A 22898-nucleotide genomic window follows, 5' to 3' on the forward strand; every position below is an offset into this window, starting at 1 on the left:
TCCCCGGTTTTTTGAGGTAATGGCATGACGATTGAAATTTTTCTCCAACACCTGCTCAATGGTCTCACTCTGGGGAGCCTCTACGCCCTCATCGCCATCGGCTACACCATGGTCTATGGCATCCTGCGCCTCATCAACTTCGCGCACAGCGAAATTTTTATGTTGGGCGCGTATTGTGTTTTTTGGGGAGTGACTCTGTTGCATCTGCCATGGCCCCTTGCGCTGGTGGCTGCGGTGGCTGCGGTGGCGTTGGTGGGTGTTCTGGTGGACCGGGTGGCGTATCGGCCCTTGCGTGATGCCCCGCGCATCTCGGCATTGATCAGCGCCATCGGCGTCTCCTTTTTTCTGCAGAATGTGGCCATTGTGCTTTTCAAGGCCATCCCGCGCGAAGTGTATCGCCCTGAGTGGCTGGAAAACCCCATGATCATGGGTGGGGTGCGCGTGTTGCCCCTTACGCTCTTCGTACCGGTGCTTTCCCTGCTCCTCATGCTTGGTCTCATGTACATCGTGTACCACACCAAACCGGGTTTGGGCATGCGGGCCATCAGTAAGGACATCGAAACCAGCGCCCTGATGGGCGTGCCGGTGAACTCCATCATTGCCCTCACCTTTGGGCTGGGCTCCGCCCTGGCGGCGGCCAGCGGCATCATGTGGGCGTTGCGCTATCCGCAACTGCAGCCCATCATGGGTGTCATCCCTGGGTTCAAGGCCTTTATCGCGGCGGTGTTTGGCGGCATCGGCTCCATTCCCGGGGCCGTCATCGGCGGACTCGTGCTCGGATTTTTGGAGATCCTCATCGTGGCCTTTTTTCCGGATTTGGCCGGCTACCGGGACGCCTTCGCCTTTGTGCTCCTGATCGTCGTTTTGCTCGTGAAGCCTACGGGCCTTTTGGGCGCACGTCCCGAGGAGAAAGTATGAAGCGGCATCATGTTTTTGCACTCAACCTCATGCTGGTGGGGGTGTTGGCGGCGCTCTTGGCCTGCGCCCAACGCTTTTTGGACGGATACTCCATCCAGATATTGAATCTGGTGGCCATCAATATCTTGCTCGCCCTGTCGCTCAACCTGATTTACGGCTTTACCGGGATGTTTAGCCTGGGGCATGCAGGGTTTATGGCCATTGGCGCCTATGTGTGCGCCATTTTGATCCTGTCTCCGGATCAAAAGGCCATGCTCTTTTTACTGGAGCCCGCGTATCCGTTCATCGAGAACGCCCACGCGCCCTTCGTGGTGGCGGTCTTGGCCGGCGGCTTGGCCGCAGCCGCCATGGCGGTGGTGGTGGGGTTTCCGCTCCTGCGCCTCGGCGACGACTATCTCGGCATCGCCACCCTGGGATTTGCCGAGATCGTGCGCGTGCTGGCCAACAACTTGCCGCGGATCACCAATGGCGCCCTGGGATTCAAAGGTATTCCGGCCTACGCCAACCTGTGGTGGAACTATGGGTGGTGCTTGCTCGCACTGGTGCTCATCGTGCGGATTCTGCGCAGCAACACGGGGCGGTGCTTCAAGGCCATCCGTGATGACGAAGTGGCGGCCCGAGCCATGGGGGTGAACGTCTTTCGCCTCAAGCTGCTCTCCTTCGCTCTGGGCGCTTTTTTCGCCGGCGTGGGTGGAGGCCTTTTGGCCAGCTTGCTTACGACGATCGATCCTAAGATGTTCCTCTTTGTGCTCACCTTCAACGTGCTCATGATCGTGGTCATGGGTGGTTTGGGCTCGGTGACGGGGTCGGTCATTGCCGGAGCAGCAGTGACCATCATTTTGGAGTGGTTGCGCTTCGTGGAAAATCCCATCACCTTGGGATCCGTGACCCTGCCGGGGATCCCGGGCATGCGCATGGTGGTGTTTTCGCTCCTTCTCATTGCGGTCATTTTGTTCCGTCGGGAGGGGCTGATGGGGACGCGGGAGATTTCCTGGGAAGGGATCGCCGCGTGGCTTCGGCAAAGGAGGAAGGCATGAGCGCCTTGGTGGAAGCGCGCAGCTTGACCATGCGTTTTGGGGGCCTGGTGGCGGTGAGCGAATTTTCCGCGGCCATCGCACCGGGTGCCATCGTAGGACTTATCGGGCCCAATGGGGCAGGCAAGACCACGTGTTTCAACATGATCACCGGGTTTTACCGCCCAACCCAGGGGCAAGTGCTGCTGGACGGCCGAGACATCACCGGGCTTCCTCCCCATGCCGTATGTGCGGCGGGCATTGCCCGGACATTCCAGAATATCCGGCTGTTTGGCAATGGCACGGCTCTGGAGAACGTGTTGGTGGGGATGTATGTACGCCAGAAGAGTTTCTGGTGGCAGTCGGCCCTGTTTTGGCCGCCGGCCCTGCGGGAGGAAGCGCGGCAGCAGGCGCGGGCCATGGAGCTTTTGGAGGCCGTGGGCCTGGCAAATGTTGCGGGAGAAAAGGCCTCCAGTTTGCCGTATGGCGCCCAGCGCCGTTTGGAGATTGCCCGCGCCTTGGCTACAGAGCCGCGGTTTCTGCTCCTCGACGAGCCGGCAGCTGGCATGAATCCGCAGGAATCGCAGGAGCTCATGGAGTTTATTCGCCATATTCGTGATGCGTTCTCCCTCACCATCCTGCTCATCGAGCACGATATGAAGGTGGTGATGGGGGTGTGCGAGCATATCTATGTGCTCGACTACGGCGTCACCATTGCCCAAGGTCCGCCTGCGGCCATCCAATCCAATCCCAAGGTCATTGAGGCCTACCTCGGCGAGGAGGCGCTCGCGTATGCTTAAAGTCACGAACCTTCACGTTTCCTATGGAGGCATTCACGCCCTTCAGGGGATTTCCCTCGAGGCCCCTGCCGGTAAGATCGTCACCCTCATCGGGGCCAACGGCGCGGGGAAAAGCAGCACGCTGCGGGCCATTGCCGGGCTGATCAAGTCCAAGACCGGCTCCATCACCTATGAGGGCGAGGAGCTGACCACCTTGGATCCGGCCGCCATCGTGCGTCGAGGTATTGCCCTGTCCCCGGAGGGGCGGCGCATCTTTCCCCACCTTTCGGTGCGCGAAAATCTGCTCTTGGGGGCCTATAGCCGTTCCGACAGTGCTGGTATTGCCCGGGACATGGAATGGGTCTTCGACCTCTTCCCGCGGCTTCGGGAGCGCAGCGAGCAAAAAGGAGGCACCCTTTCCGGGGGCGAGCAGCAGATGTTGGCGGTGGGCCGCGCCCTCATGAGCCGGCCGCAGGTGCTCATGCTCGATGAGCCGAGCCTGGGTCTTGCTCCACTTTTAGTCAAAGACGTGTTCTCCATCATTGAGCGCATCAACGCCGAAGGCCGCACCGTGCTCTTGGTGGAACAAAACGCCTTTGCCGCTCTGAAAATCGCTCATTATGCCTACGTCCTGGAGACCGGACGCATTACCCTCCATGGTACTGGAGAAGAGCTTTTGGCCGATCAGCGCGTCATTCAGGCGTATTTGGGAGGATAGCCCACTGCGACAGCAGTACGTTTCAACGCCCGGAATTGTTTTCGGGCGTTTTTCTTGTGAGGGGTTGCTCGGAGAGGTAAGGTCCCTTGGCGGCTGGCGCGGCGGAGCATAAAAAATCCCACGAGAGGTCGTCTCGTGGGATGGATTGTTGTGGCGTCCCCAAGGGGATTTGAACCCCTGTTATCGGCGTGAAAGGCCGGTGTCCTGGACCGAGCTAGACGATGGGGACCTTGGCTGGGCGACTAGGATTCGAACCTAGATTGACGGAGTCAGAGTCCGCTGTCCTGCCGTTGAACGATCGCCCACAACGGAGATGGCCATCTATGGAGAATGCCGGTGCCTGTCAAGCAGAAAAACGCTGGGTGTTACCGGACAATGCTCTTTGGTCTGGGTGCAGGCGTCTGCGATCTCCTTTGGTGGAGGGGTGTTTGCAGGATCGCTTGGGACCGTAGGACTGCTCGGTCCGTAGTTGTTCCACAGGGGTTTTGCGTCCTTCCGCGAGGCTAAGCGGCATCTTTGAACGCCAATGCCTGCCTGCGCCTGGTCTCGGCAGGGTTTGCCGAACTCGACGATGCATGGACGACCGGCACGGTCTATCTCAACCGCAACCGGCAACCCAGGGGGATGCCCACCGCTGCGAAAACTTGCCGAAATGGGGTGCCCCATCGCCGTACTCGGCAACGCAACGAAAAAGCCCTCTTGGCATTTGGGCCAAAAGGGCTTGATGTGCTGGTGCGCCCGGCATGATTCGAACATGCGACCTACTGATTCGTAGTCAGGTACTCTATCCAGCTGAGCTACGGGCGCGTGGTGCAGAGGTGCCTTTTATGGAAAGGTTTTCCCCTGTCAAGTTTTTTTGGTGCCGGAGGCGAGACTCGAACTCGCAAGGGGCCGAACCCCGGTGGATTTTGAGTCCACTGCGTCTACCAATTCCACCACTCCGGCACGCAGGAAGCCCTTTTTAGAGAAGAGCCGTGGGGCCGTCAAGCAGGGAATTGGTGCATGTGTTGTGGTGATGTCTTTGGAGGGGATGCTTGCCTTTCTGGGGGAGAGGAGTAGAAGAGAAATCTAGGTTCGTTTTTGGAGTGTCGTTAAGAAACAGTGGAGGTGTCTATGCGTTTGAAATTGTTTGGTGTTTTTTTGATGGCCCTTGTCCTGGCCGTCCCGGCGTGGGGTGCCGATTACGTGCGTAAGGTGGATAATTTTTTGATTCTTTTGGATACTTCGGGATCGATGTACGATAGCTTCCAGAAAGGCCCACAGAGCAAAGTGGGGCACGCTGCGGCGCTTTTGGCGCGCATGAATAAAGAGATCCCGGAGCTGGGCTACCTTGGTGGCCTGTACACGGCGGCTCCTTTCCGCGAACTTCAGGTGCTTTCTCCCTTTGCTCAGAAGACCTATGGCGAGGCCGTGGCCAAGGTGCCGGTGCAGTGCAAGAGTCTGCAGTGCGCATGGCCGACTCCCTTGGGCGTTGGCTTGGCGGCCCTGGAGCCAGCCATCAAGAGCGTCTCTGGCCGTACTGCGGTGATCATCCTTTCCGACGGCATGGAAAACCAGGGGCCGGCGACGCTGCCCATTGCCAAGATGCTGGCGGAAAAATACGGCGTGTGCTTCCATGTGATCAGCTATGCGGACAAGGCCTCGGGGCAGGCGCTGTTGGATGCCATTGCCAAGCTCAAGGATTGCTCGGTGAGCGCGAAGGCCGCACAGCTGGATGATCCTGCCGCCCTTTCCACCTTTGTGCGCAAGGTCTTTTACGATATGGTGAGCGATGGCGACGACGATGGCGACGGCGTGCTCAATTCCAAGGATAAATGCCCAGGCACCCCCAAGGACTTGGCAGTGGATGTCGATGGCTGTCCCATCCCGCTCACGGTGACGCTGCATGTGTTCTTCGACTTCGACAAATGGGATATCAAGCCGCAGTACCACAAGGACTTGGCGAATTTTGCCAATTTCATGAAGCAGTACCCTGGGGTGAAGGTGGAGATCGATGGTCATACCGACTCCATTGGTTCTGATGAGTACAACCAAAAACTCTCCCAGCGTCGCGCTGAGTCGGTGCGGATGTATCTGGTGCAGAAGCTGGGGATGAATCCCTCCCTGCTGACTGCCGTGGGTTTTGGCGAGTCCAAGCCCATTGCCAGCAACGACACCGAAGAAGGCCGGGCCAAGAACCGTCGCATCGAGGCGGTGCTGGATGGGGTGTACAAAAAGCGCTAATCCGCTTGATGGAGCAAGGGTACGGCCGCTCATGGTATGATGGGCGGCCTTTTTTATGCTATTTCAGTATAGTGAAAAAAGTATCGAAGTTTTTCGCCAAAAGCGTCCATGCGGCGGGAATATTCCGTGAATTATGTGACATGGTGCACGACGAAAAAAAGACTTGAGCTGGGGGGCGGGTTTATCCACAAAAGGGGGCATCGAAAATATTTATCCACAGGAGGGGACGATGACGTATACGGAGATGCAAGACCTGCTCATGCGTGAGCTGCGCTTGTACCACTATCCCATCGCAGTGAAGTTTTTTTATGACCAGGAGGCAGTGGATGCCTTCAAGGCCGCAGCAGACGAGTATGTCGTTCCAGTCAAACCCATGACGTTTTGCCAGTGGGAGATTGCCGCCCGTATGAAAGGGCAGGTGGTGTACTCGGAAAAAGAGGGGCTTGGATGTTCCAATGCCCACTACAGCTTTGGCTGGAAGCCTTTTGACGAAGGTGAGGTGAAAAGCCACGCCAAGTATACGCGGGATTTGGAGCAGGCAGAGCGTTTTGTCCGTTCCAAGGCGCGTATGCCGGAGGGGATGATCGGCATCGCCGTGGCGCCGCTTGCCAAGGCCGATCTTTTCGGTGGCCCGGATACCGTGCACTTCTATTGCGACAACATGCAGGCCTACCATTTGGCGGTGGATTACATGGCCGCCATGGATGCCCACCCCTTGCGTCCGGCGATCACCATGAATTCATCTGCATGTGGCGGCAATGTATGGACTTATGTGAATAAGGACTTCAACATGCTCCCCGCCTGCTCCGGGTCGTACAATGCCGGAAAGACTGAACGGGGCGAGATCAACGTCATTATCCCAGGTGAAGCCATTGGTGCGGTTTGTGATCGTCTGGTGGAGCGTATAGAGAAGCTTGGCAGCAGTTCCATTACCCGGCCTGGCGACGGCTTCCCGGGTGCGGATGTGTGTAAAAACTGTCCTCTCATTGTTTTCAAGAAAGCCTAACCCGTTGCAGGAGGAATATCATGCGTCGATTGTGGTTGCTTGGAGTTTTGAGTGTCATTCTGATGATCGGTGCGGGGCAGGTCTGGGCCCAGCAAGACAACGCGACTCCACCGTCAGCGCAAGTCAAGGCCGAACCTGCCGCTCCATCCGCCCCGGCTGCTCCCGCTGCCCCGGCGGCAGGGGGAAGCAAATTGGAGCGCGCCATCAAAACGGCACCGGTGGGCACGGAGCCTGGGCAGATTGATCCTAATAAGGCCCCAGGATTTTTGGGGATCCCGGGTGCGCCGCAGGTGAACCCCATTCTTGCCTTGCTATGGGCCGTCTGGGTGGGCTGGATCTTTTCCACCGTGGGCGCCTTTGGCGGCGTCATGGCAGGTGTGGGCCATATGTCGGTATTTGGCCTGGGCGGATATGCCAAGACGTTTAAAGGCACCGCACCGGAACTCAACAAGGCGATCACTGACTCTATTCGTGGCTCCAACCAGTTTTTGGTAGGACTTTCGGCACTGATTTCCAGCTTCAATTATTGGAAGATGGGGCGGTTGGTCATGCCCTTGGCCCTTGCCTTGGGTGTCGGCTCGCTCCTTGGAGCCTGGGGATCGGTGACCCTGACGGCGGGAAAGGTCAGCTTCTCGCAGTATCAGGGCTGGTTTGGTCTTTTTGTGCTGGTCTTGGGGTGCTATCTTTTCTGGGAGACATCTCCCGCTGGGCAGGCCAGTAAGAAGAAGGCCAAGGAAGCGGCTCAAGCCTTTGAGCGGGCTGTGAAGGAAAAGGGCGCTGGCTGTGAGATCGACACCAAGGTGAAGATCGTGAGCGCCAGTCTGACGCAAGTGCAATTTACCTTCTGTGGTGTGGAGTTTACCTTCAACCCGCTGCTTCCCATTGTCGGGGGCTTTGCCATCTCCGCAGTGGCCGCTTTCCTCGGCGTTGGTGGTGGCTTTCTTTTGGTGCCGTTTTTGACCAGTATTACCCAGCTGCCCATGTATTTGGCTGCCGGTACTTCGGCCCTGGCGGTGCTCATCAGCATGATCACCAGTATCGCCACGCTGATTTCCAAGGGGACGCCCATGGATTGGGTGCTCATCGGCACGGAATTGGTCGGTATCGCCATCGGCTCGGTGATTGGACCGCGCACGTCCAAGTATTTCTCGGACATTTGGCTCAAGCGTCTTTTCATCGTTCTTGCCCTGTATGTGGGTGTGGATTACGTGTTGCGCGGCTTCTTCAACTACAGACTGTTCGGCTAATGTCGGTCAGTCCATGGCCCAGGGGTTCCCTGGGCCATGGAAGAGGCGTGCATGCTTGCTTCTTGGTTCCATCGTGTTGATCCGTTTCTGATCTGGGCCTTCCGTCTGCTCCCGGCGGGGGCTTTGGCCTTTGTGGTGGGCTGCGCAGTCTTGGCGCTCCTGGCGGTGGTGGTGGGCGGCGTTTCGTCGCTGCTGGTGCAAGGGCTCAACCGCGGCTGGTATCGGCGGCAATACGAAGAGATGATCCGCATGCACAACATCTCCGTGGACGCCGTTGCCCATGGCAGCAAGGATGCGTACCTGGCGGCCAATAAGGAGGCCATGGAGGCCTTTGGGAAATATTTTTTCAGCCAGGCTGGGGTCTTCACCATATCACTGTGGCCGGTGCCGGTGATTTTGGCCTGGATGGATCTTCGCTTCCGCGATGCGCCGTTGGAGATATTCGGCTGGAATATCTCATACTTCGTGGTGTTTCTCGTGGTCTATATCGGGGTGCGGCTTGTGGTTGGGCCTCGGCTCAAGTTCCTGACCCCATACCGTCGCTTGTGCGCTTGGGCCGAGCATCGGGAGGGGATCACTCCCCGGCATTTTGAAGATATCGGCAAGGAGTAGGGTGATGGAGTTCCGGGGCCTGGCCCGGCTGCCTCTTTGCGCTTTTCCCGCAGGGACTTTGGGGGCGCGGCGTTTTCGCCGCGTTCGTCTTTTTTTTGCCGCGCTCCACGCGTGGCTGCGTCTCGTGGGGCGACTCAGCGCTGCCGCCGTCGCCGAACATCCTGTGGATTGGGCCGTGGTGGAGCAGGATGTGGAGCGACTGGCCGCAGCGACCATGCGTTCGGTGCGCCTTCTGCAAGCCTTGGAGCCCACCCGCTGGCTCGATGTGGAAGAATGGGCCGTGAAGCTCACCTTTTATGCCCGACTGATGGCCGGACATCCGGAACCCGAGATCTCCCCCAGCTTTTTTTCTCCCCTCGTGCCGGGACGGGGAATGGTGGTGGAAAACCACTTGTGGCGCTACGCTATGGATGTGGCGGATCTGCAGCGTCGTGTGGATGGAATCCTGCGGCGTTTGTCCGCGGTGGAGGACCCCGGTTGGCAGCGCGCCGCGCGTCTGGTGCAGGACATGCCCCTTCCCGAAGTTGTGGAGCGGGAGGCCGAGATTCTGGCGTTCGAGTGGCAGGCACGGACTTGTGCCGCGGTCGCGGTGCTCGAAGCGCCGGAAGGGCAGCGGGTTTTGGAGCCTGTACTGGTTCCGGTGCGGGAGTTGTGGGCCGGGGTGCGCCGGGCCTGGGCGTTGCGGTTCGCCCCGGACGCCGTGGCGTGGCGTCGGTTTTTGGGCCGCTGCGATGAGGAAGTGGGCTGCCGGGTGGTGGTGGTCGCTGATCCCAAGGCTGTGGCCTGGGAGGGGACCGTGCAGGGACTTATGGGCGGCGCGCCTCCCGAAGATGCGGCTGCTCCCGGCCCTGGCGTATGGATTCTGCAGGAAGGCGGAACATGGGTGCCGGTGGCTTCGCCCTCAAGAGCGGCGGCAGGCGCCCCCTGGCGGCAGCGCCTGGAAACGGTGCGCACTCGGATTGTGGGCGAGGGAGATCCCCCGGTGCGGCCGGAGCATTGTCGCAACCTGGAGGATATGATCGCCCTCGCCCTGACTGCGTGCTGGGATGCGGTGTTTTCCCGCCTTGGCAGTCCAGGGCCCGGGGTTGCGGGAGTGAAATCTTTGGCTTTGGACCCGTTGGGAGAGGTAAGGTTTTACTGTACCCCCGGCGCGGTCTTTCCTTCGGCCGCCGGAAAATCCCTTGTGGGCGCAGAGGACGTGCGCTCGCTGCCGCTCTGGTCCCTGCTCAACGGGTGGATCGCCTTGGCCGATCCGGTCGTTCGCGCGAGCAGCGCTCGGGCCGTCGTGGGCTATGGCATCGTGGGCGCCGATGCCATGCACCTGTGCCTCTTTTCTGGCCGGCATATCCTTTTCGTGGAGGGGGAGGCGCTCACTTCCGCCCAACGTCAGGTGGTGGTGCGCTGGAAAGTCCCGTGGGCGCTTCAGGAGGAATTGGGCGTGGTCGCGCAGGTCCTTGCAGAGCGAGGCTTTACCGTAACCCGCCAGGGCATGGTGCTCGACGCCTGGATCGGTCAGGGCAGCGAAGTGGTCATGCAGCGGGCCTTGGCGGTGTTTGGGGGGGTTGTGCGCGGAGTGCTTGGCGGCCAGGGCGCAGGGGTGTGGCGCCGCATCGTCGCGTCGTGGGGCCGGGGGTGACTTCGGCGGCAAGGGCCTTGCCAACGGACGGGGCTGGGACTAGGCCCCCAGTATGGCCATGCGTTTGGCGTGGTTTTTCCCCCAAGGACGTCCCCATGATTCGTATCTCCGAAATTCTCGAGAAGGCAGGCGCCTATCTTTCCAGCGCCGATACTGCCCTGATTCAGAAAGCATACGTCTTTTCCGCCGCCGCCCATGCCGGACAGATGCGGCTTTCCGGCGAACCATATCTTTCCCATCCCTTGGAAGTGGCGAGCATCCTTGCGGATCTCAAACTCGATGCCGTGACCATCGCTGCGGGGCTGCTTCACGATACTGTGGAGGATTCGGGCGTTACCGTGGAGCGCATCGCCGAGGAGTTCGGCCCGGAAACCGCCCTCATCGTGGATGGGGTGACCAAGATCGGCAAAATGCACTTCGAGTCCCGGGAGCAGGCCCAGGCCGAGAACATCCGCAAGATGATCCTGGCCATGGCCGAAGACATCCGCGTCATTTTGGTCAAGCTCGCCGATCGCCTGCACAATATCCGCACCCTGGATTTTCAGCGCGAAGAGCGCAAAAAAGCCATCGCCCAGGAAACCCTTACCATTTACGCCCCCCTTGCCAACCGCCTGGGACTCTACCGCATCAAGGTGCAGTTGGAGGACGAGAGCCTTCGGTACTTGCGCCCCGATGTGTACCAGCAGATCTTGGACGGAATTCACAATTACCGCGGCAAGGGCGAGACATACATTGAGAAAGTCTGTGCCATCATCGAAAATGTACTCCAAGAGAACGGCATTTCCGGAAGAGTCAAGGGGCGTATCAAACACATCTATTCCATATTTCACAAGATGGAGCATCGTGGGCTCAATCTTGATCAAATTTTCGATCTCATCGCCTTTCGTGTCATCGTCGATACTGTCAAGGATTGCTATACAGTTCTTGGTCTGGTCCATTCCCTCTGGAAGCCTATTCCTGGGAAGTTCAAAGATTATATCTCCATGCCCAAGGCCAATATGTACCAGAGCCTCCACACCACTGTGGTGGGGCCCGAAGGCGAGCGCATCGAGATCCAGATCCGCACCGAAGAGATGCACCGCTTGGCGGAATTCGGCGTGGCGGCCCATTGGTTGTACAAGGAAGGCGGTCAGGTCCAGGATGCGGATCGTTTCTCGTGGCTGCGCCAAATCCTCGATTGGCAGGGCGATCTCAAGGATTCCCGGGATTTTCTCTCCACCTTGCGTCTCGATCTCTTCCAGGACGAGGTCTACGTCTTCACCCCCAAAGGTCAGGTGAAGGAATTGCCGGAAGGCGCGACACCCGTGGATTTTGCCTACGCCATCCACACCCAGGTGGGCCACCACTGCGCCGGCGCCAAGGTCAACGGCCGTATCGTGCCTCTCAATACGCCGCTCAAAAACGGCGATACCGTCGAGATCCTTACCGATCCCAGCCGCCACCCCAGTCGGGACTGGCTCCAATTCGTCAAATCCGCCCGGGCGCGTTCGCGCATCAAGCAATGGATCAATACCGAAGAGCGGGCGCGCAGCATCACCTTGGCCAAGGAGCTCCTCGAAAAGGAAGGGCGCAGGATGGGGGTCAACTTTGCCCGCGCCCTGAAAAATGGCGACCTGGAGCCCGTGGCCCGGGAGTTTTCCTTGAAAACCGTGGACGATCTGCTTTCCGCGGTGGGCTATGCCCGGATCACACCGCGTCAGGTGCTCACCAAGCTCCTGCCCAAGGAGGTCCTGGAGGCCGAGCGCAAGGCCCAAGAGCGTCCGGCGCCGGGTCCGAAAAAGGCCACCGAGGGTGTGGCCATCAAGGGCGTGGACGACGTGCTCGTGCGCTTTGCCCAGTGCTGTACGCCCGTGCCGGGCGATCCCATCATCGGGTACATCAGCCGCGGTCGCGGGGTGACCATCCATTCCCAGAACTGCCCCAATGTGGCCAACATGGAACCGGAGCGGCTTTTGGACGTGCGCTGGGAGGGAGAGGAGGAGCGGCCGTATCCGGCGCGCATGCGCATCCTGTGCCGCAACCAGCGTGGTGTCCTCGCCGAAGTGAGCGCTTTGCTCGCCAAGGAGGGGGTGAACATCGACTCCGGTCAGTTCAGTTCCACCCCGGATGGTCTGACGGAAATGGAGTTTGTGGTGGAGGTGAAAAACGCCTCGCACCTCTATACCGCCATGGACAAGCTGCGGCGCCTGGCTTCGGTGCGGGAAGTGGTGCGCCTGACCACGGGGTAGACGCAAAAAAGCCCGAGGAGGATTCCTCGGGCAAGGTGTCGGGAAGGGCTGCGCGTCCGCTAGGCGTCGATACGTACCACTTCGATTTCAAAGGTCAGGTCCTGGCCAGCCAGGGGATGGTTGGCGTCGATGGTGACGGACTCCTCGCTCACCTCCACGATGGCCGCGGGGATTTCGTGGCCTTCGGGAGAGCGCAGAATGATCTGCTCGCCCACCTGGGCAGGGATGTGGCTCGGGAAGGACTGCCGGGGTACGGTGAGGACCATCTCCTCATGGTGCGGGCCGTAGGCCTCGGCGTAGGGGATGGTGGTGGTGCAGGTGTCGCCCACGGCGTTCATGGACCGCAGGGCCTTTTCAAAGCCGGGGATGACCATGCCTTGGCCGAGCGTGACCGAGAGGGGTTCGCGCCCGCGGGAAGAATCGAATTGCGTGCCGTCGTCCAGAGTGCCGGTGTAGTGGACCACCACGGTGGTGCCGTCTGCCAATGCCATGAAAGCTCCTTGGGGTTGGGGTGAATGAATATGGCGCGAGCCTACCCGCGGCGCGCAAGCTCGGCAACCCATTTTTCCAGATCATTGGGCGTGCCGGGCGTGTGATCTTCAGGGTAGAGGAGCGCGGACATGTAAAAGGTGCTGTCGAGGTCCAAGCTGCGCCGGGCGCTTTGGCTCATGGCTTCGAGACGCCCCTGGATGGCCTGTCGGCGTGGCTCCGGAACGTCCTGGAGAAACGCTGCGGCGTTTTGGGCAAGGTCCGCCAAAATTTGCGCCTTGTGGCGCATGTGCGCGCGGTAGCGGGCAGCGTCTTTGTCCTGGTGCAGGGCGATTTCCGCCTCAGTCTCGATGCCGCGAATGGTTTGGGCGGTGCTCTGCAAAAAATCGATCAAGGCTTTCATGGCGGCCCTCCAGGGAAGTAAGGTCTGCGGCCAGGGGAAAGATGATGCCCCGCTCGTGCAGGTCGTAGAAGCGGCGCTGGCGGCGGTGGAAATGGCGGATGGCGAAAAGGCGTTCGGCACCGATGGGGTCGTGCCCCATGGCCGCGCCATGCCGTGGGTCCGTGAGGGTTGTCCATACCAGGCGCAGGGCGAGGTCAAGGCTGTGCCGGGCCAGGGTGGCGGTGCGCGGACGCCGTGCCAGTGGTGCAAGATAGAGGTGTTCCAGGGTGCGCACCCCGTGCTGGAAGATGCCTTTCTTCAGGCGAAAAGTGACCGGGCGCTGGCAGGTGGCCTGGCGCAGCAGTGTGTCGGCCTCGGGAAATACGAGGGTGGCGATGGCACTGCCCTGGTGACTGGGGATGCGGATGTGGGCGTCTGCGAGCATTTCGGCATAGGAGTGGGCGAGCTTGCCGCGGCCTGCCGAGTATCCCAGCATGTTGGGGACGAAATAGTTGTGGGCAATGACATCGGCGGCCAAATGGGCCAGATACCCGTAGGCGTGGGCCGTGAGACGCGGCGTGGTCGTGTGACTGAGGAGCCGTCGCGCCACGTCCCAGTTGTGGGAGTGGTGGGGCGTCGAGCGGCTGCCTTTGCCTACGAGGATGTCCGCCGCCAGGGAGCCGTATAGAAAAGCCCGGGGATGGGCGGCCAGAACTGTGGCCACGTGCGCGGGAAGAAGCTCCACGGAGGAAAGGATATGGTTGCCGATGGCAAGGTGGGCGGCCGGCCCCCAGGCCAGGGCCTCTGAGGGAAATAGGGCCGCGGCGGCCACAAGAACGAAGGCAAAGAAAATCATATGCAGCGTTTTTCCTGAGTGGCGGCAAAGACGATGCCGGGCCACTTCTCGGCAATGTAGTCCAGTCGCCAGGCGCTGTCCACCAGTATGGCGAGGTTGTCTTCGGCATCCATGGCGAGCGAATGCTGCATCTCCCGCCGGAAGCGCGCAAGCTCGGCGGCATCGTTGCTGTGCACCCAGCGGGCGACGTTCCAGGAAGTCGGCTGATAGGTGGCGTCCACGCCGTATTCGTCCGCCAGTCGGGCGGTGATGACCTCGAACTGGAGCAGCCCCACTGCGCCCAGAATGAAGTCGTTGGAGGACAAAGGCCGGAAGACCTGCACCGCCCCTTCTTCGGCCAATTGGATGAGCCCCTTGTGGAGCTGTTTGGCCTTGAGGGGGCTTTGGAGCACCACCTTGCGGAAGTGCTCCGGCGCGAAGCTAGGGATCCCGACGAACTTGAGCTCTTCTCCCTGGGTGAAGGTGTCGCCGATCTTGATGGTGCCGTGGTTGTGTAAACCAATGATGTCGCCGGGATAGGCCACGTCCACGCCGCTGCGATCCTGGGCGAGGAAGATGAGGGCGTTATGGACGGCGAGGTCTTTGCCGAGGCGCAGGTGGCGCAGCTTCATACCCCGGGTGAATTTCCCCGAGCAGATGCGTACAAAGGCGATGCGGTCCCGGTGGGCGGGGTCCATGTTGGCTTGAATCTTAAAGACAAAGCCGGAGAAGGCCTCTTCGGTGGGGGCCACTTCCCGGGTGAGGGTGCGGCGCGGCTGCGGGGGCGGGGCGATGCGCACGAAGGTGTCCAGGAGTTCCTGCACGCCGAAGTTGTTGAGGGCGCTGCCGAAAAATACCGGCGTCTGTTGTCCTGCGAGGTAGCGGTCCAGGTGGAAGGGATTGCCTGCGCCGGCGAGGAGCTCCAGGTCTGCGCGCAATTCGTCGGCCTGGGGACCGAGGATGGCGTCCAGGCGCGGGTCGTGGACATCTTCAAACACCTCTCCCTGCTGGATGCGGCCGCCATGGGTGGGGGAGTAGAGGTGCAGGCGCTTTTCGGCGATGCTGTAGGTGCCGCGGAAGAGCTTGCCCATGCCGATGGGCCAGGAAAGCGGCGCAGTTTCCACCCCGAGGTGGGCCTCCACGTCGGCCAGGAGGTCGAGGGGCGGCAGGCCGTCGCGGTCCAATTTGTTGATGAAGGTGATGACCGGGGTGCGTTGGAGGCGGCACACCTCCATGAGTTTTTTGGTTTGGGACTCCACGCCCTTGGCGCTGTCGATGACGAGCAGGGCCGCGTCCACGGCGGTGAGCACGCGGTAGGTATCCTCGGAGAAGTCGTCGTGTCCTGGGGTGTCGAGGAGATTGATCACCATATCCGCGTAGTGGAACTGCATCACCGAGGTGGTGATGGAGATGCCGCGTTCCCGCTCCATGGCCATCCAGTCGGAGGTGGCATGGCGGGCGGCCTTGCGCGACTTCACCGCCCCGGCCATCTGGATGGCCCCGCCGTAGAGGAGGAGCTTTTCCGTGAGGGTGGTTTTGCCGGCGTCCGGATGGCTGATGATGGCAAAGGTACGTCGGCGAGCGGCCTGCTGCTGGATTTCTCGGGCAAGGGACATTGGTGGTCTCCAGAAAAAAGGTGCGCAGGGCACGTAGGGCCCGGCTGGGATTGCGTCAAGGTTGGCAGGCAGCGGGGGATTGCCACGGGGGATTTTCCTTGACCCGGGGAGGGCACATGCTAGGAGAAGCCAAAAACTCCACGTAATGCCGTGGAAAACCGGAAGCAGGAGGGATGAAGATGTCCTATTCGCAGAGTGATTTGCCGGTGCGGCTCCATGACGGGGAACTCCTGGTCCTGGACGATGGCACGGAGATCCGCTGGGAAAGCAATGGCGAGGCCAAGGCCGTGTTTTTGGGCGATAGTTTCGAACCTACCTTCGAGCTGTTTCCGGGCCAGGACACGGTCCTTGAGGCGGGCGGACTGAGGCTCAAGCTCACGGCCTTTTTCGAGGACGCCCTGGAAGTGCGGGAAGCCTGAGGGATGTGCCCCCTGGAGACATCCTTCAGGGGGCGGCTTAGAGTTCTCGGATGGCCTGGGTGAGCTTGCGCTGGTCGTCCTTGAAGAGCTTGTAGTTGATGGAGTCTTCCAGGGCCTGGCGGCTGGCCTCAATGATGTTGTAGGAGACGCCCACCGTGGTCCAGCGCGCCTTGCGGTCACCGGATTCGATGAGCACGCGCACGAAAGACGCCGTGCCGCTGGTGTCGTTTCCGTTTTTGGGCCGGGAAAGGACCCGTACCTTGAAATCGAGAAGCTGCATCTCCGCCAAGGCGGGGTAGAACTTCTCCAGACCCTTGCGCAGGGCGTTGTCCATGGCGTTGACCGGGCCGCGTCCGGTGGCGGCGGTGTGCTCCAATAGGCCGCCCACCCGAAGCATCACTGTGGCCTCGGTAAAGGGCTCGCCGTCTTCGGTGAAGAGCGAGTCGAGGATGCGGATGGCGGCGATGCGAAAATACGTTCTCGCCCGACCGAGAACGCGGTTGACGAGCAATTCGTAGGACGCCTCGGCGGCGGCGTATTCGTATCCCGCATCTTCGCGGTTTTTGAGCTCGGTGAGGAGCTCCAGGACAAAGGGATCGCCTTTGTCGAGCTCGAACCCGTATTGGCGGGCCTTGTAGAGGATGTTGGACTGGCCTGATTGGTCGGAAAGCACGATGCGCTGGCGGTTGCCCACGGCCTCGGGGGGGATGTGTTCGTAGGTGCGGGGATTTTTCCGCACTGCCGCCACGTGCACGCCGCCCTTGTGGGTGAAGGCCGACTTCCCGGTAAAGGGTTGGCGGGCAAAGGAGCGCAGGTTGGCCACGTCCGCCACGAATTCGGCGGTGTCCGTGAGGCGGCAAAGCCGGCCTTCGGGCAGGCAGGGCATACCCAGCTTGAGTTCCAGATTGGCGATGACCGAGCAGAGGTTGGCATTGCCGCAGCGTTCCCCATAGCCGTTGATGGTCCCCTGCACCTGGATGGCCCCATGCTGCACCGCCACGATGCTGTTGGCCACGGCCAGCTCGCTGTCGTTGTGGGTGTGGATGCCGAGCTTGGCGTCCGGCAGTTCACGCCGCACGGCATCCACGGCCGCGGCGATTTCATGCGGCAGGCAGCCGCCGTTGGTGTCGCAGAGCACGAGCACGTCGGCCCCGGCTTCGTGGGCGGTGCGCAGGCAGGCGAGGGCGTAGGCCGGATTGGCCTTGAAGCCGTCGAAGAAATGCTCGGCGTCGTAGAAGAGTTCCGCGGCATGGGGGCGCAGGAAGCGCAGCGAGTGGGCAATGAGCTCCAAGTTGCGCTCCAGCGGTATCTTGAGGGCGTCGGTGACGTGGATGTCCCAGGTCTTGCCGAAGATGGTGAGTGCCGGGGCCTGGCTGGCGATGAGTTCGGTGAGGTTGGTGTCTTTGTCCGCGGAGGTCTTGGCCGCATGGGTGGAGCCAAAAGCAGCGATGCGGGCATGACTTAGGGCATATTGGCGGATTTCTTGGAAAAAGCGTTTGTCTTTGGGGTTTGCCCCAGGCCAACCGCCTTCGATATAGGCCACGCCGAGTTCATCGAGCTTGGTGGCGATGCGCAGCTTGTCATCCGTGGAGAAGGAGATCTCCTCGCTTTGATTGCCGTCGCGCAGGGTGGTGTCGTAGATCTGGATCATATGGCCCCCGTCGTCATAAAAAAACCCCGGGCCGAGGGTCCGGGGTGGTGCTGTGTGGTCTATGTGGCTGTTACGCGCACGCCGCCCCGAACCGCCCGCTGGCGATACGGATCATGCCGATAATGGAAAGAATGGGGCATAGCGTGGTGTGCATGGCTCCCCGGTATGTGGTAGATAATCGATTGTCAAGCAGGGTGTTCGGCGAATTCGGCGCAGGGAGAAGAAGGGATGAAGAGAGGCAGGTGGTGGGCTTGGGCGGTGACGGGGGCGCTTTTGGCCTTGATTCTGCCGGCTCGGGCGGGGGCCGAGACGGATCTGCGCACCATGCTTGGCCAAATGCTTCTGGTAGGGTTCCGAGGGGCCGAGATCACCGAAGACGCGCCGATTGTGCGGGATATCCAGGCCTTTCATATCGGCGGGGTGATCCTTTTCGACCGGGACGTACTTTCTGGTGGCGCGCGCAATATCCTTTCCCCAGCGCAGGTGCGCACGCTGACCGCATCCTTGCAGGCGGCCGCGTCCATTCCGCTTTTCATCGGTGTGGATCAGGAGGGCGGCCGGGTACGGCGGCTGCGGGAGGAACATGGTTTCCCGGCGCTACCGTCCGCCTGGGAGATGGGCCAAGGGACTGAGGCCGCCACCCGCAGGTGGGGGGAGCGTACCGGCGCCATGCTGGCGGACGTGGGGATCAACCTCGATTTTGCCCCGGTGGTGGACGTGGCGGTGGACCCGCAAAGTCCGGCCATTGGGGCCTTGGGCCGCAGCTTTGCCGCAGACCCGCAGGCCGTGGCCCGCCACGCCCTGGCTTTTGCCCAGGGGCTGCGAAGTCAGGGGGTACTTGCCTGCCTCAAACACTTTCCCGGGCATGGCAGCGCCCGCACGGATTCGCACCTCGGCATCACCGACGTCACCGCCACCTGGAGCCCGGCCGAACTCATCCCCTATGCGCGCATCCTGCCCACAGGGGTGGCCTCATGCGTCATGACGGGCCATCTCTTTGTGCGCAGCAAGGACGCCGCCGCGCCGGCGACGCTTTCGGCCGCCATCGTCACCGGGATGTTGCGTCAAGAACTGGGGTTTGATGGCGTGGTCATCTCCGACGATCTGCAGATGCGGGCCATCACCGACCATTTCGGCCTGGAGGAAGCGGCCGTCCGGGCGGTGGCCGCTGGTGTGGACATGCTCCTGGTGGGCAACAACCTCCAGTACGCCCCCGATGTGGTCCCCCGCGTGGTACAGGCCCTGGAGGCCGCCGTGGCTGCGGGGCGTCTTTCTCCGCAGCGCATCGAGGCCTCGTGGCGGCGCATCATGCACCTGAAGGCGGAACTGCCTGCGGGCGGGCGCGGCCCGGAGGCGCGCACCCGCCTGGAGGATTAGTTGGCCATATTGGCCAGAATGTTTTCGTGGTGGAATTCGTACTCCATGTCCATGGTATGGCACACGGCGCAATTGCCTCGGGCGCCGATGGGCGCGGAGATGCCTTGGTACTGCAGCGGCTGGATGGCGTCCCGCTGGCTGGCGAAGGGGTTTTGCGCCGGATATTCGGCGTGCGTGGGGCCGTGGCAGACCGGACAGTGCAGGCCCGCGTCGTCGGTACGGCTGCGATAGAGCTCCTTTTCCCCTCGGGCCCAGGTGTTGAACGCCGAGATCCCTTTGTCCTGCGGGCGGGTGAAGTTCTGGTGGCAGGTGAGGCAATCGGGCTCGTCTTTCCAGGGCGTGCGCGGTTGGACGGCCTCCACCGAATCCACGCTCCGGGGGCGCACGCCTTGCATGAGACGCTTGGCCTTGGGTTTGCCGGCGTCGGCCTCGGCACGAAGGAGCGAAAGGGCGTGGTCTTCCAGGGTGCCGTGGCAGGAGACGCAGGTCATCCCGCGTTGGGCGTGGACGCCGCGGGCGCAGCGGCTATAGCTGGTGGGCCCGGTGGGATGGCAGGCGTGGCAGGGCTCGGCCCCAGGCCGGTCCGCCAGGTAGTGGACGTGGAAGCCGTGCAAGGCTGCCGGGAGGTTGAGGAGATCGGGGTTGCCCTTGGCGCCGAAGAGCGGATCCGGATGGCAGCTCTGGCACAGGACCGGGGCGCCGGCCTGGGCCGTGGCCATGAGCTTGGTCTGGTGGCGGCGGTCATGGCGGGCGAGGATGTCCGACGCTGTGGTGGCGGCAATGCCCATGGCCCCCTGCCGGCGCCAGGTGCCGCCATGGCAGTTTTTACAGCCGATTTCCGTGGATACGGGCAGGACCACTTGGGTGGAGGCCAGAAGCGAGCCGCTTGCCGCATCTCGGGCTTCCACGGTCCACACGGGATACGGGTCGATGACGCCGTCGTCGCGGTACGGCAGGGCCGGGATGCCGTTGGCCATAAAGAGCGCCTGCCCTTCCACCAGGTGCATCACCCCGGAAGGAGTGAGCCCCTTGGCGCTGGTGTCCGCAGGGAGCTCTTTGCCGACCAGGCTCTTGGCGTACTTCCAAAAATCCACCTGGCCGCTGGGGTGCTCGTGGCCTGGGGGCGCGATGTAGCGCAACTCGACGCCTTCGGAGACCAGTTGCGGTAGCGGGCCGCGTCGCACGAGCTGCGCCATGAGCGTGCTTCCGGGCGGCAGGAGCGAAAACTGGGCGTCACAATCGGAGATGCATTTTTCGCCCAAGGTGCACCAGGCAAGCAGCACGTATTCGGACGTTTCCTTGGAAAACGCAGGGATGGATTGGTCGAGGGCTGGCCGCGGCAGCATGGGTTCCTCCACCCGGGGGGTGAGGCTCGCCACATAACTGGCCAGGGCGTGGCGCTCGGCCGCGGTGCCCACAAAGCGCGGCATGTAGCCGTAGATCTTGCCCATGCCGGTAAGCAGGCTCTCCATGCCCATAAGCCCGAAGGAGGCAGAGAGCTTGCGGATGTCGTTGAGCGGCCCGCCGATGGAGTGACAGGCGGCGCATTGCCCGCGGAAGAGCTCTTTTCCGGCGGCCAGAGGATCGGTGAGATCCGCATACTGGTTCCAGGCCGAGGCCTTGAGGTAGCCTTGGGAGAGCATCGGGACATCGTCTTGGAGCACGCCGTTGGAAAAGAGGTGGCCGACGATGAGATACGGCCGGCGTCCGGCCTCGCGGATCCATTCGAAGCTCCCCAGGGAGGCGATGCCCATAACGAGCAGGGCCACTGCCGCCGAACGCTTGAGCTGCGCGGGCATGCGGATGGCCAGGATCAGGCCGCCGGCCACGAGCAGGGCGCAGACCCCGTACAAGGTGGTAAAGAGACGCGGGATCTCTGGATTGCCGCCAAGGATGAGCAGCCGTTGGGCCTCTGGGATGACCTGGAGATACCACCATCCTGACGGGAGCAGCGCGGCAAAGGGCAGGATGAGCCAGAGGGCGTTGAGGCGCACCAGGCGCTCACGGGCGGCGTTGTCCTTTTCCCATGCCGCGGTGACCAGACCGTAGAGGCCGGCCAGCGAGAGCGCAAAGGCCGTGCGGAAGACCAGCGCCGGCCAGAAGGACGGGTTGAAGAATCCGTCCCAGAAATTGCGGGTGGTCAGCCAGTCTCCAGGCGTGAGCATGAAGCCGATGATGCCGTTGATCATGAAGAGCGACATCCATCCGCACACAAAATAGACCCAGCCAATGGCCAAGTGCAGCCTGCGCTGGATCTTTCCGAAGAGATAGAAATAGAGAAAAAGAGAGATGATTTCGCCGGCAAAAAAGACCCATTCCGTGGCCCAGGCGAAAACGAATGTATGGATGAGAATGCTCGTGGCATGGGGGGAGAGCAGCGATATGATGAACCAAATGCCGACTCCAGTGATTCCTCCCAGTACCATGGTAACGATGAGGAAAAATTTGGTATGCCGCTTGATGTATTCCAAAAGATGGTTGTCGCCCGTGCGGTACGCCCAGTGTTCCATCGTCACCAAAAAGAGTCCGCCGCCTACGGCAAAGTGGGCGATGTAGACATGAAATATAGCAATGAGCGCTACGAGCAGTCCCCCGCCTGCTGCATTGAGTTCCCAGACTGGAAAGTTCATGACCGCACCTCCTTGTGCCCATCGGCAATGACTGCTCGGATCATCCATACGATGACGCCGATGCCAACGATGAATGTGGCAAGGAACATGATCAACGATCCATACTCATGGGTTACCGTGCGTTGGTAGACGGAAAAGTAGGGTTCGAGATAGAGATCACGGATCATATCCCGTAGAGCCACCATGAGGATGACTGTGGTGAGCAGCAGCCCGGTGGTGGTTGCCAGGCGTTTTTGCAAGGCCGTAGCAATACTGACAAGACCAAGGATGGCGCCGAGGGCGAAGGTGAGTGTGGGGAGCATCGTGCCGCCACCGATGGCGTGGGCGACGTGCTGGGGGAGTGCGGAGTAGAACCACATGCCCGTGGCGTATTGCCCCATGGAAGCACCGGCGTACCAGGTAAGGCCATGGGATACCCATTGGGCAGAGAGCCATCCCCGGTGCGCGGCCCAAGCCAGCCCCAGTCCGGCGACAGCCACTGAGGCCAGGACGAAGTGGAGGTAACGGGGAGCCAGGGTGGGGTCTTCCAGGTTGAGGATGGTCCCGTGGGGATTGTGGAAATAGGCCTGCCAGCGGGCGGGGGCGAGCATCAGGGTCATGTTGTTGGTGTAGATGAAGGCCACGGTGGCCAGGCATGCGGCCATGAAGGCAAAGACCGCCGTGCGGGCGCCGCCGAGCTCGTGGTAGCGGAAATCCACCAGATACGCGGCGAGATACGCGAGGATCACCAGCGCGATGACCGAGATCCAGGGCACGGCCATGAGCACGCTGCTGGTGTAGAGAAATTGGCCGTAGAGTACTTGGGTGAAGAGCAGCGGCGCCACGCCGAAGTTGACGGCAAAGGCGATGGTGAACGGGAGCTTGGTGGCCAGGGTTTCCGTGGCCGGTGCGGGGGCGCCGCCGCGTGCGAGACTTACGGCCACGGCGATGAGGCTTCCGCCGAGCATGAGGTTCATGAACAGGAAATGGACGACGAGGGTGACGAATTGCAGCACCACGAACCATCCTGGCTCTACCGGGACGGCGAGGGCTTGGGGAATGAGGCGGCTTGCATCCATACGCGCTCCTTGGAGGAAATAAGGACAGGATGACGCGCGCCATAGCAGAGCTTCTGGCCTT

20 protein-coding genes and 4 tRNA genes are annotated in these 22898 nt (G+C 61.4%); 13 read left to right on the forward strand and 11 right to left on the reverse strand.

Features of this window, described 5'->3' with window-relative positions:
- Positions 1–24: 24 nt before the first annotated feature.
- The 4 genes from QMF81_RS03540 to QMF81_RS03555 are packed head-to-tail and all read left to right on the forward strand — an operon-like array spanning position 25 to position 3428.
- Positions 25–918 carry a branched-chain amino acid ABC transporter permease gene (locus QMF81_RS03540; protein ID WP_281752081.1) on the forward strand — a complete coding sequence of 298 codons (894 nt, stop codon included), beginning with the start codon at positions 25–27 and terminating at the stop codon, positions 916–918.
- 29 nt (positions 919–947) lie between these two features.
- The gene (locus QMF81_RS03545; RefSeq protein WP_281752923.1) at positions 948–1955 is read left to right on the forward strand and encodes a branched-chain amino acid ABC transporter permease; all 1008 of its coding nucleotides are present in this window, start codon (positions 948–950) and stop codon (positions 1953–1955) included.
- Positions 1952–2731, forward strand: a complete 780-nt coding sequence (locus QMF81_RS03550) for an ABC transporter ATP-binding protein (protein ID WP_281752083.1) — start codon at positions 1952–1954, stop codon at positions 2729–2731. Before QMF81_RS03545 ends, QMF81_RS03550 begins: the two co-directional genes overlap by 4 nt.
- A complete protein-coding gene (locus QMF81_RS03555) occupies positions 2724–3428 on the forward strand; it encodes an ABC transporter ATP-binding protein (RefSeq protein ID WP_281752085.1) in 705 nt (234 codons plus the stop codon). The genes QMF81_RS03550 and QMF81_RS03555 overlap by 8 nt, the downstream gene beginning before the upstream one ends.
- 151 nt (positions 3429–3579) lie before the next feature.
- Here the strand turns inward: QMF81_RS03555 and QMF81_RS03560 are convergent.
- Positions 3580–3657: transfer RNA gene (locus tag QMF81_RS03560), tRNA-Glu, on the reverse strand.
- Between the two features lie 2 nt (positions 3658–3659).
- Positions 3660–3733 (reverse strand) — tRNA-Gln (locus QMF81_RS03565).
- 211 nt (positions 3734–3944) lie between these two features.
- Here QMF81_RS03565 and QMF81_RS03570 point away from each other — a divergent pair.
- Positions 3945–4175 carry a hypothetical protein gene (locus QMF81_RS03570; RefSeq protein WP_281752981.1) on the forward strand — a complete coding sequence of 77 codons (231 nt, stop codon included), beginning with the start codon at positions 3945–3947 and terminating at the stop codon, positions 4173–4175.
- Here the strand turns inward: QMF81_RS03570 and QMF81_RS03575 are convergent.
- Together QMF81_RS03575 and QMF81_RS03580 are read right to left on the reverse strand one after the other, a co-directional pair.
- Positions 4159–4235 (reverse strand) — tRNA-Arg (locus tag QMF81_RS03575). The two genes, QMF81_RS03570 and QMF81_RS03575, sit on opposite strands and share 17 nt — an antisense overlap.
- A gap of 50 nt (positions 4236–4285) precedes the next feature.
- Positions 4286–4373 (reverse strand) — tRNA-Leu (locus tag QMF81_RS03580).
- Positions 4374–4541: 168 nt separating this feature from the next.
- On the opposite strand from QMF81_RS03580, the gene QMF81_RS03585 reads away from it, so the two are divergent.
- From QMF81_RS03585 to QMF81_RS03610, 6 genes are all read left to right on the forward strand, one after another.
- A complete protein-coding gene (locus tag QMF81_RS03585; RefSeq protein ID WP_281752087.1) occupies positions 4542–5651 on the forward strand; it encodes an OmpA family protein in 1110 nt (369 codons plus the stop codon).
- A gap of 229 nt (positions 5652–5880) precedes the next feature.
- Entirely contained in the window at positions 5881–6657 is a 777-nt protein-coding gene (locus tag QMF81_RS03590; protein WP_281752089.1) for a DUF169 domain-containing protein, read from the forward strand.
- A gap of 20 nt (positions 6658–6677) precedes the next feature.
- Complete coding sequence (locus QMF81_RS03595) at positions 6678–7904, forward strand: sulfite exporter TauE/SafE family protein (protein ID WP_281752091.1); 1227 nt, start codon at positions 6678–6680, stop codon at positions 7902–7904.
- Positions 7905–7955: 51 nt separating this feature from the next.
- On the forward strand, positions 7956–8516 hold the full coding sequence (locus tag QMF81_RS03600) for a hypothetical protein (RefSeq protein ID WP_281752093.1): 561 nt from the start codon (positions 7956–7958) through the stop codon (positions 8514–8516).
- Positions 8517–8520: 4 nt separating this feature from the next.
- Positions 8521–10152, forward strand: a complete 1632-nt coding sequence (locus QMF81_RS03605; protein WP_281752096.1) for a hypothetical protein — start codon at positions 8521–8523, stop codon at positions 10150–10152.
- Positions 10153–10247: 95 nt separating this feature from the next.
- Positions 10248–12380 carry a bifunctional (p)ppGpp synthetase/guanosine-3',5'-bis(diphosphate) 3'-pyrophosphohydrolase gene (locus QMF81_RS03610; RefSeq protein WP_281752097.1) on the forward strand — a complete coding sequence of 711 codons (2133 nt, stop codon included), beginning with the start codon at positions 10248–10250 and terminating at the stop codon, positions 12378–12380.
- A gap of 59 nt (positions 12381–12439) precedes the next feature.
- Here QMF81_RS03610 and QMF81_RS03615 read toward each other — a convergent pair whose 3' ends face one another.
- Genes QMF81_RS03615 through QMF81_RS03630 form a run of 4 tightly spaced genes read right to left on the reverse strand, consistent with a single transcriptional unit; the run spans position 12440 to position 15702 of the window.
- Entirely contained in the window at positions 12440–12871 is a 432-nt protein-coding gene (locus tag QMF81_RS03615; protein WP_281752099.1) for a peptidylprolyl isomerase, read from the reverse strand.
- Between the two features lie 41 nt (positions 12872–12912).
- Positions 12913–13272, reverse strand: a complete 360-nt coding sequence (locus QMF81_RS03620; RefSeq protein WP_281752101.1) for a hypothetical protein — start codon at positions 13270–13272, stop codon at positions 12913–12915.
- On the reverse strand, positions 13211–14107 hold the full coding sequence (locus QMF81_RS03625) for a zinc dependent phospholipase C family protein (protein ID WP_281752103.1): 897 nt from the start codon (positions 14105–14107) through the stop codon (positions 13211–13213). Before QMF81_RS03625 ends, QMF81_RS03620 begins: the two co-directional genes overlap by 62 nt.
- Positions 14104–15702 (reverse strand): peptide chain release factor 3, encoded by a 1599-nt coding sequence (locus tag QMF81_RS03630; protein ID WP_281752105.1) that lies wholly within the window; start codon positions 15700–15702, stop codon positions 14104–14106. Before QMF81_RS03630 ends, QMF81_RS03625 begins: the two co-directional genes overlap by 4 nt.
- A gap of 179 nt (positions 15703–15881) precedes the next feature.
- Here QMF81_RS03630 and QMF81_RS03635 point away from each other — a divergent pair, with 179 nt between their 5' ends.
- Positions 15882–16121 carry a hypothetical protein gene (locus QMF81_RS03635; protein WP_281752106.1) on the forward strand — a complete coding sequence of 80 codons (240 nt, stop codon included), beginning with the start codon at positions 15882–15884 and terminating at the stop codon, positions 16119–16121.
- Between the two features lie 37 nt (positions 16122–16158).
- Here the strand turns inward: QMF81_RS03635 and cimA are convergent, their stop codons facing one another.
- Positions 16159–17772 (reverse strand): citramalate synthase, encoded by a 1614-nt coding sequence (gene cimA, locus QMF81_RS03640; RefSeq protein ID WP_281752108.1) that lies wholly within the window; start codon positions 17770–17772, stop codon positions 16159–16161.
- A gap of 228 nt (positions 17773–18000) precedes the next feature.
- Here cimA and nagZ point away from each other — a divergent pair, with 228 nt between their 5' ends.
- Entirely contained in the window at positions 18001–19149 is a 1149-nt protein-coding gene (gene nagZ / locus QMF81_RS03645; RefSeq protein ID WP_281752110.1) for a beta-N-acetylhexosaminidase, read from the forward strand.
- On the opposite strand, the gene QMF81_RS03650 is transcribed toward nagZ, so the two are convergent.
- Together QMF81_RS03650 and QMF81_RS03655 are read right to left on the reverse strand one after the other, a co-directional pair.
- Complete coding sequence (locus tag QMF81_RS03650) at positions 19146–21779, reverse strand: cytochrome ubiquinol oxidase subunit I (protein ID WP_281752113.1); 2634 nt, start codon at positions 21777–21779, stop codon at positions 19146–19148. The two genes, nagZ and QMF81_RS03650, sit on opposite strands and share 4 nt — an antisense overlap.
- The gene (locus tag QMF81_RS03655; RefSeq protein ID WP_281752115.1) at positions 21776–22837 is read right to left on the reverse strand and encodes a hypothetical protein; all 1062 of its coding nucleotides are present in this window, start codon (positions 22835–22837) and stop codon (positions 21776–21778) included. Before QMF81_RS03655 ends, QMF81_RS03650 begins: the two co-directional genes overlap by 4 nt.
- Positions 22838–22898: the final 61 nt, after the last annotated feature.

Origin of the sequence: Thermodesulfomicrobium sp. WS (genome assembly GCF_027925145.1) — a bacterium.
Lineage (GTDB): Bacteria > Desulfobacterota > Desulfovibrionia > Desulfovibrionales > Desulfomicrobiaceae > Thermodesulfomicrobium.

Excerpts from the sequence above, each read along its gene's own strand:
- QMF81_RS03600 (WP_281752093.1), top strand. The coding sequence starts at position 7,956 with ATGCTTGCTTCTTGGTTCCATCGTGTTGATCCGTTTCTGATCTGGGCC.
- QMF81_RS03540 (WP_281752081.1), top strand. The coding sequence starts at position 25 with ATGACGATTGAAATTTTTCTCCAACACCTGCTCAATGGTCTCACTCTG.
- QMF81_RS03595 (WP_281752091.1), top strand. The coding sequence starts at position 6,678 with ATGCGTCGATTGTGGTTGCTTGGAGTTTTGAGTGTCATTCTGATGATC.
- QMF81_RS03605 (WP_281752096.1), top strand. The coding sequence starts at position 8,521 with ATGGAGTTCCGGGGCCTGGCCCGGCTGCCTCTTTGCGCTTTTCCCGCA.
- QMF81_RS03585 (WP_281752087.1), top strand. The coding sequence starts at position 4,542 with ATGCGTTTGAAATTGTTTGGTGTTTTTTTGATGGCCCTTGTCCTGGCC.
- QMF81_RS03635 (WP_281752106.1), top strand. The coding sequence starts at position 15,882 with ATGTCCTATTCGCAGAGTGATTTGCCGGTGCGGCTCCATGACGGGGAA.
- QMF81_RS03655 (WP_281752115.1), bottom strand. The coding sequence starts at position 22,837 with ATGGATGCAAGCCGCCTCATTCCCCAAGCCCTCGCCGTCCCGGTAGAG.
- QMF81_RS03630 (WP_281752105.1), bottom strand. The coding sequence starts at position 15,702 with ATGTCCCTTGCCCGAGAAATCCAGCAGCAGGCCGCTCGCCGACGTACC.
- QMF81_RS03610 (WP_281752097.1), top strand. The coding sequence starts at position 10,248 with ATGATTCGTATCTCCGAAATTCTCGAGAAGGCAGGCGCCTATCTTTCC.
- QMF81_RS03555 (WP_281752085.1), top strand. The coding sequence starts at position 2,724 with ATGCTTAAAGTCACGAACCTTCACGTTTCCTATGGAGGCATTCACGCC.
- QMF81_RS03550 (WP_281752083.1), top strand. The coding sequence starts at position 1,952 with ATGAGCGCCTTGGTGGAAGCGCGCAGCTTGACCATGCGTTTTGGGGGC.
- cimA (WP_281752108.1), bottom strand. The coding sequence starts at position 17,772 with ATGATCCAGATCTACGACACCACCCTGCGCGACGGCAATCAAAGCGAG.
- QMF81_RS03590 (WP_281752089.1), top strand. The coding sequence starts at position 5,881 with ATGACGTATACGGAGATGCAAGACCTGCTCATGCGTGAGCTGCGCTTG.
- QMF81_RS03650 (WP_281752113.1), bottom strand. The coding sequence starts at position 21,779 with ATGAACTTTCCAGTCTGGGAACTCAATGCAGCAGGCGGGGGACTGCTC.
- QMF81_RS03625 (WP_281752103.1), bottom strand. The coding sequence starts at position 14,107 with ATGATTTTCTTTGCCTTCGTTCTTGTGGCCGCCGCGGCCCTATTTCCC.
- QMF81_RS03620 (WP_281752101.1), bottom strand. The coding sequence starts at position 13,272 with ATGAAAGCCTTGATCGATTTTTTGCAGAGCACCGCCCAAACCATTCGC.
- QMF81_RS03545 (WP_281752923.1), top strand. The coding sequence starts at position 948 with ATGCTGGTGGGGGTGTTGGCGGCGCTCTTGGCCTGCGCCCAACGCTTT.
- QMF81_RS03615 (WP_281752099.1), bottom strand. The coding sequence starts at position 12,871 with ATGGCATTGGCAGACGGCACCACCGTGGTGGTCCACTACACCGGCACT.
- nagZ (WP_281752110.1), top strand. The coding sequence starts at position 18,001 with ATGAAGAGAGGCAGGTGGTGGGCTTGGGCGGTGACGGGGGCGCTTTTG.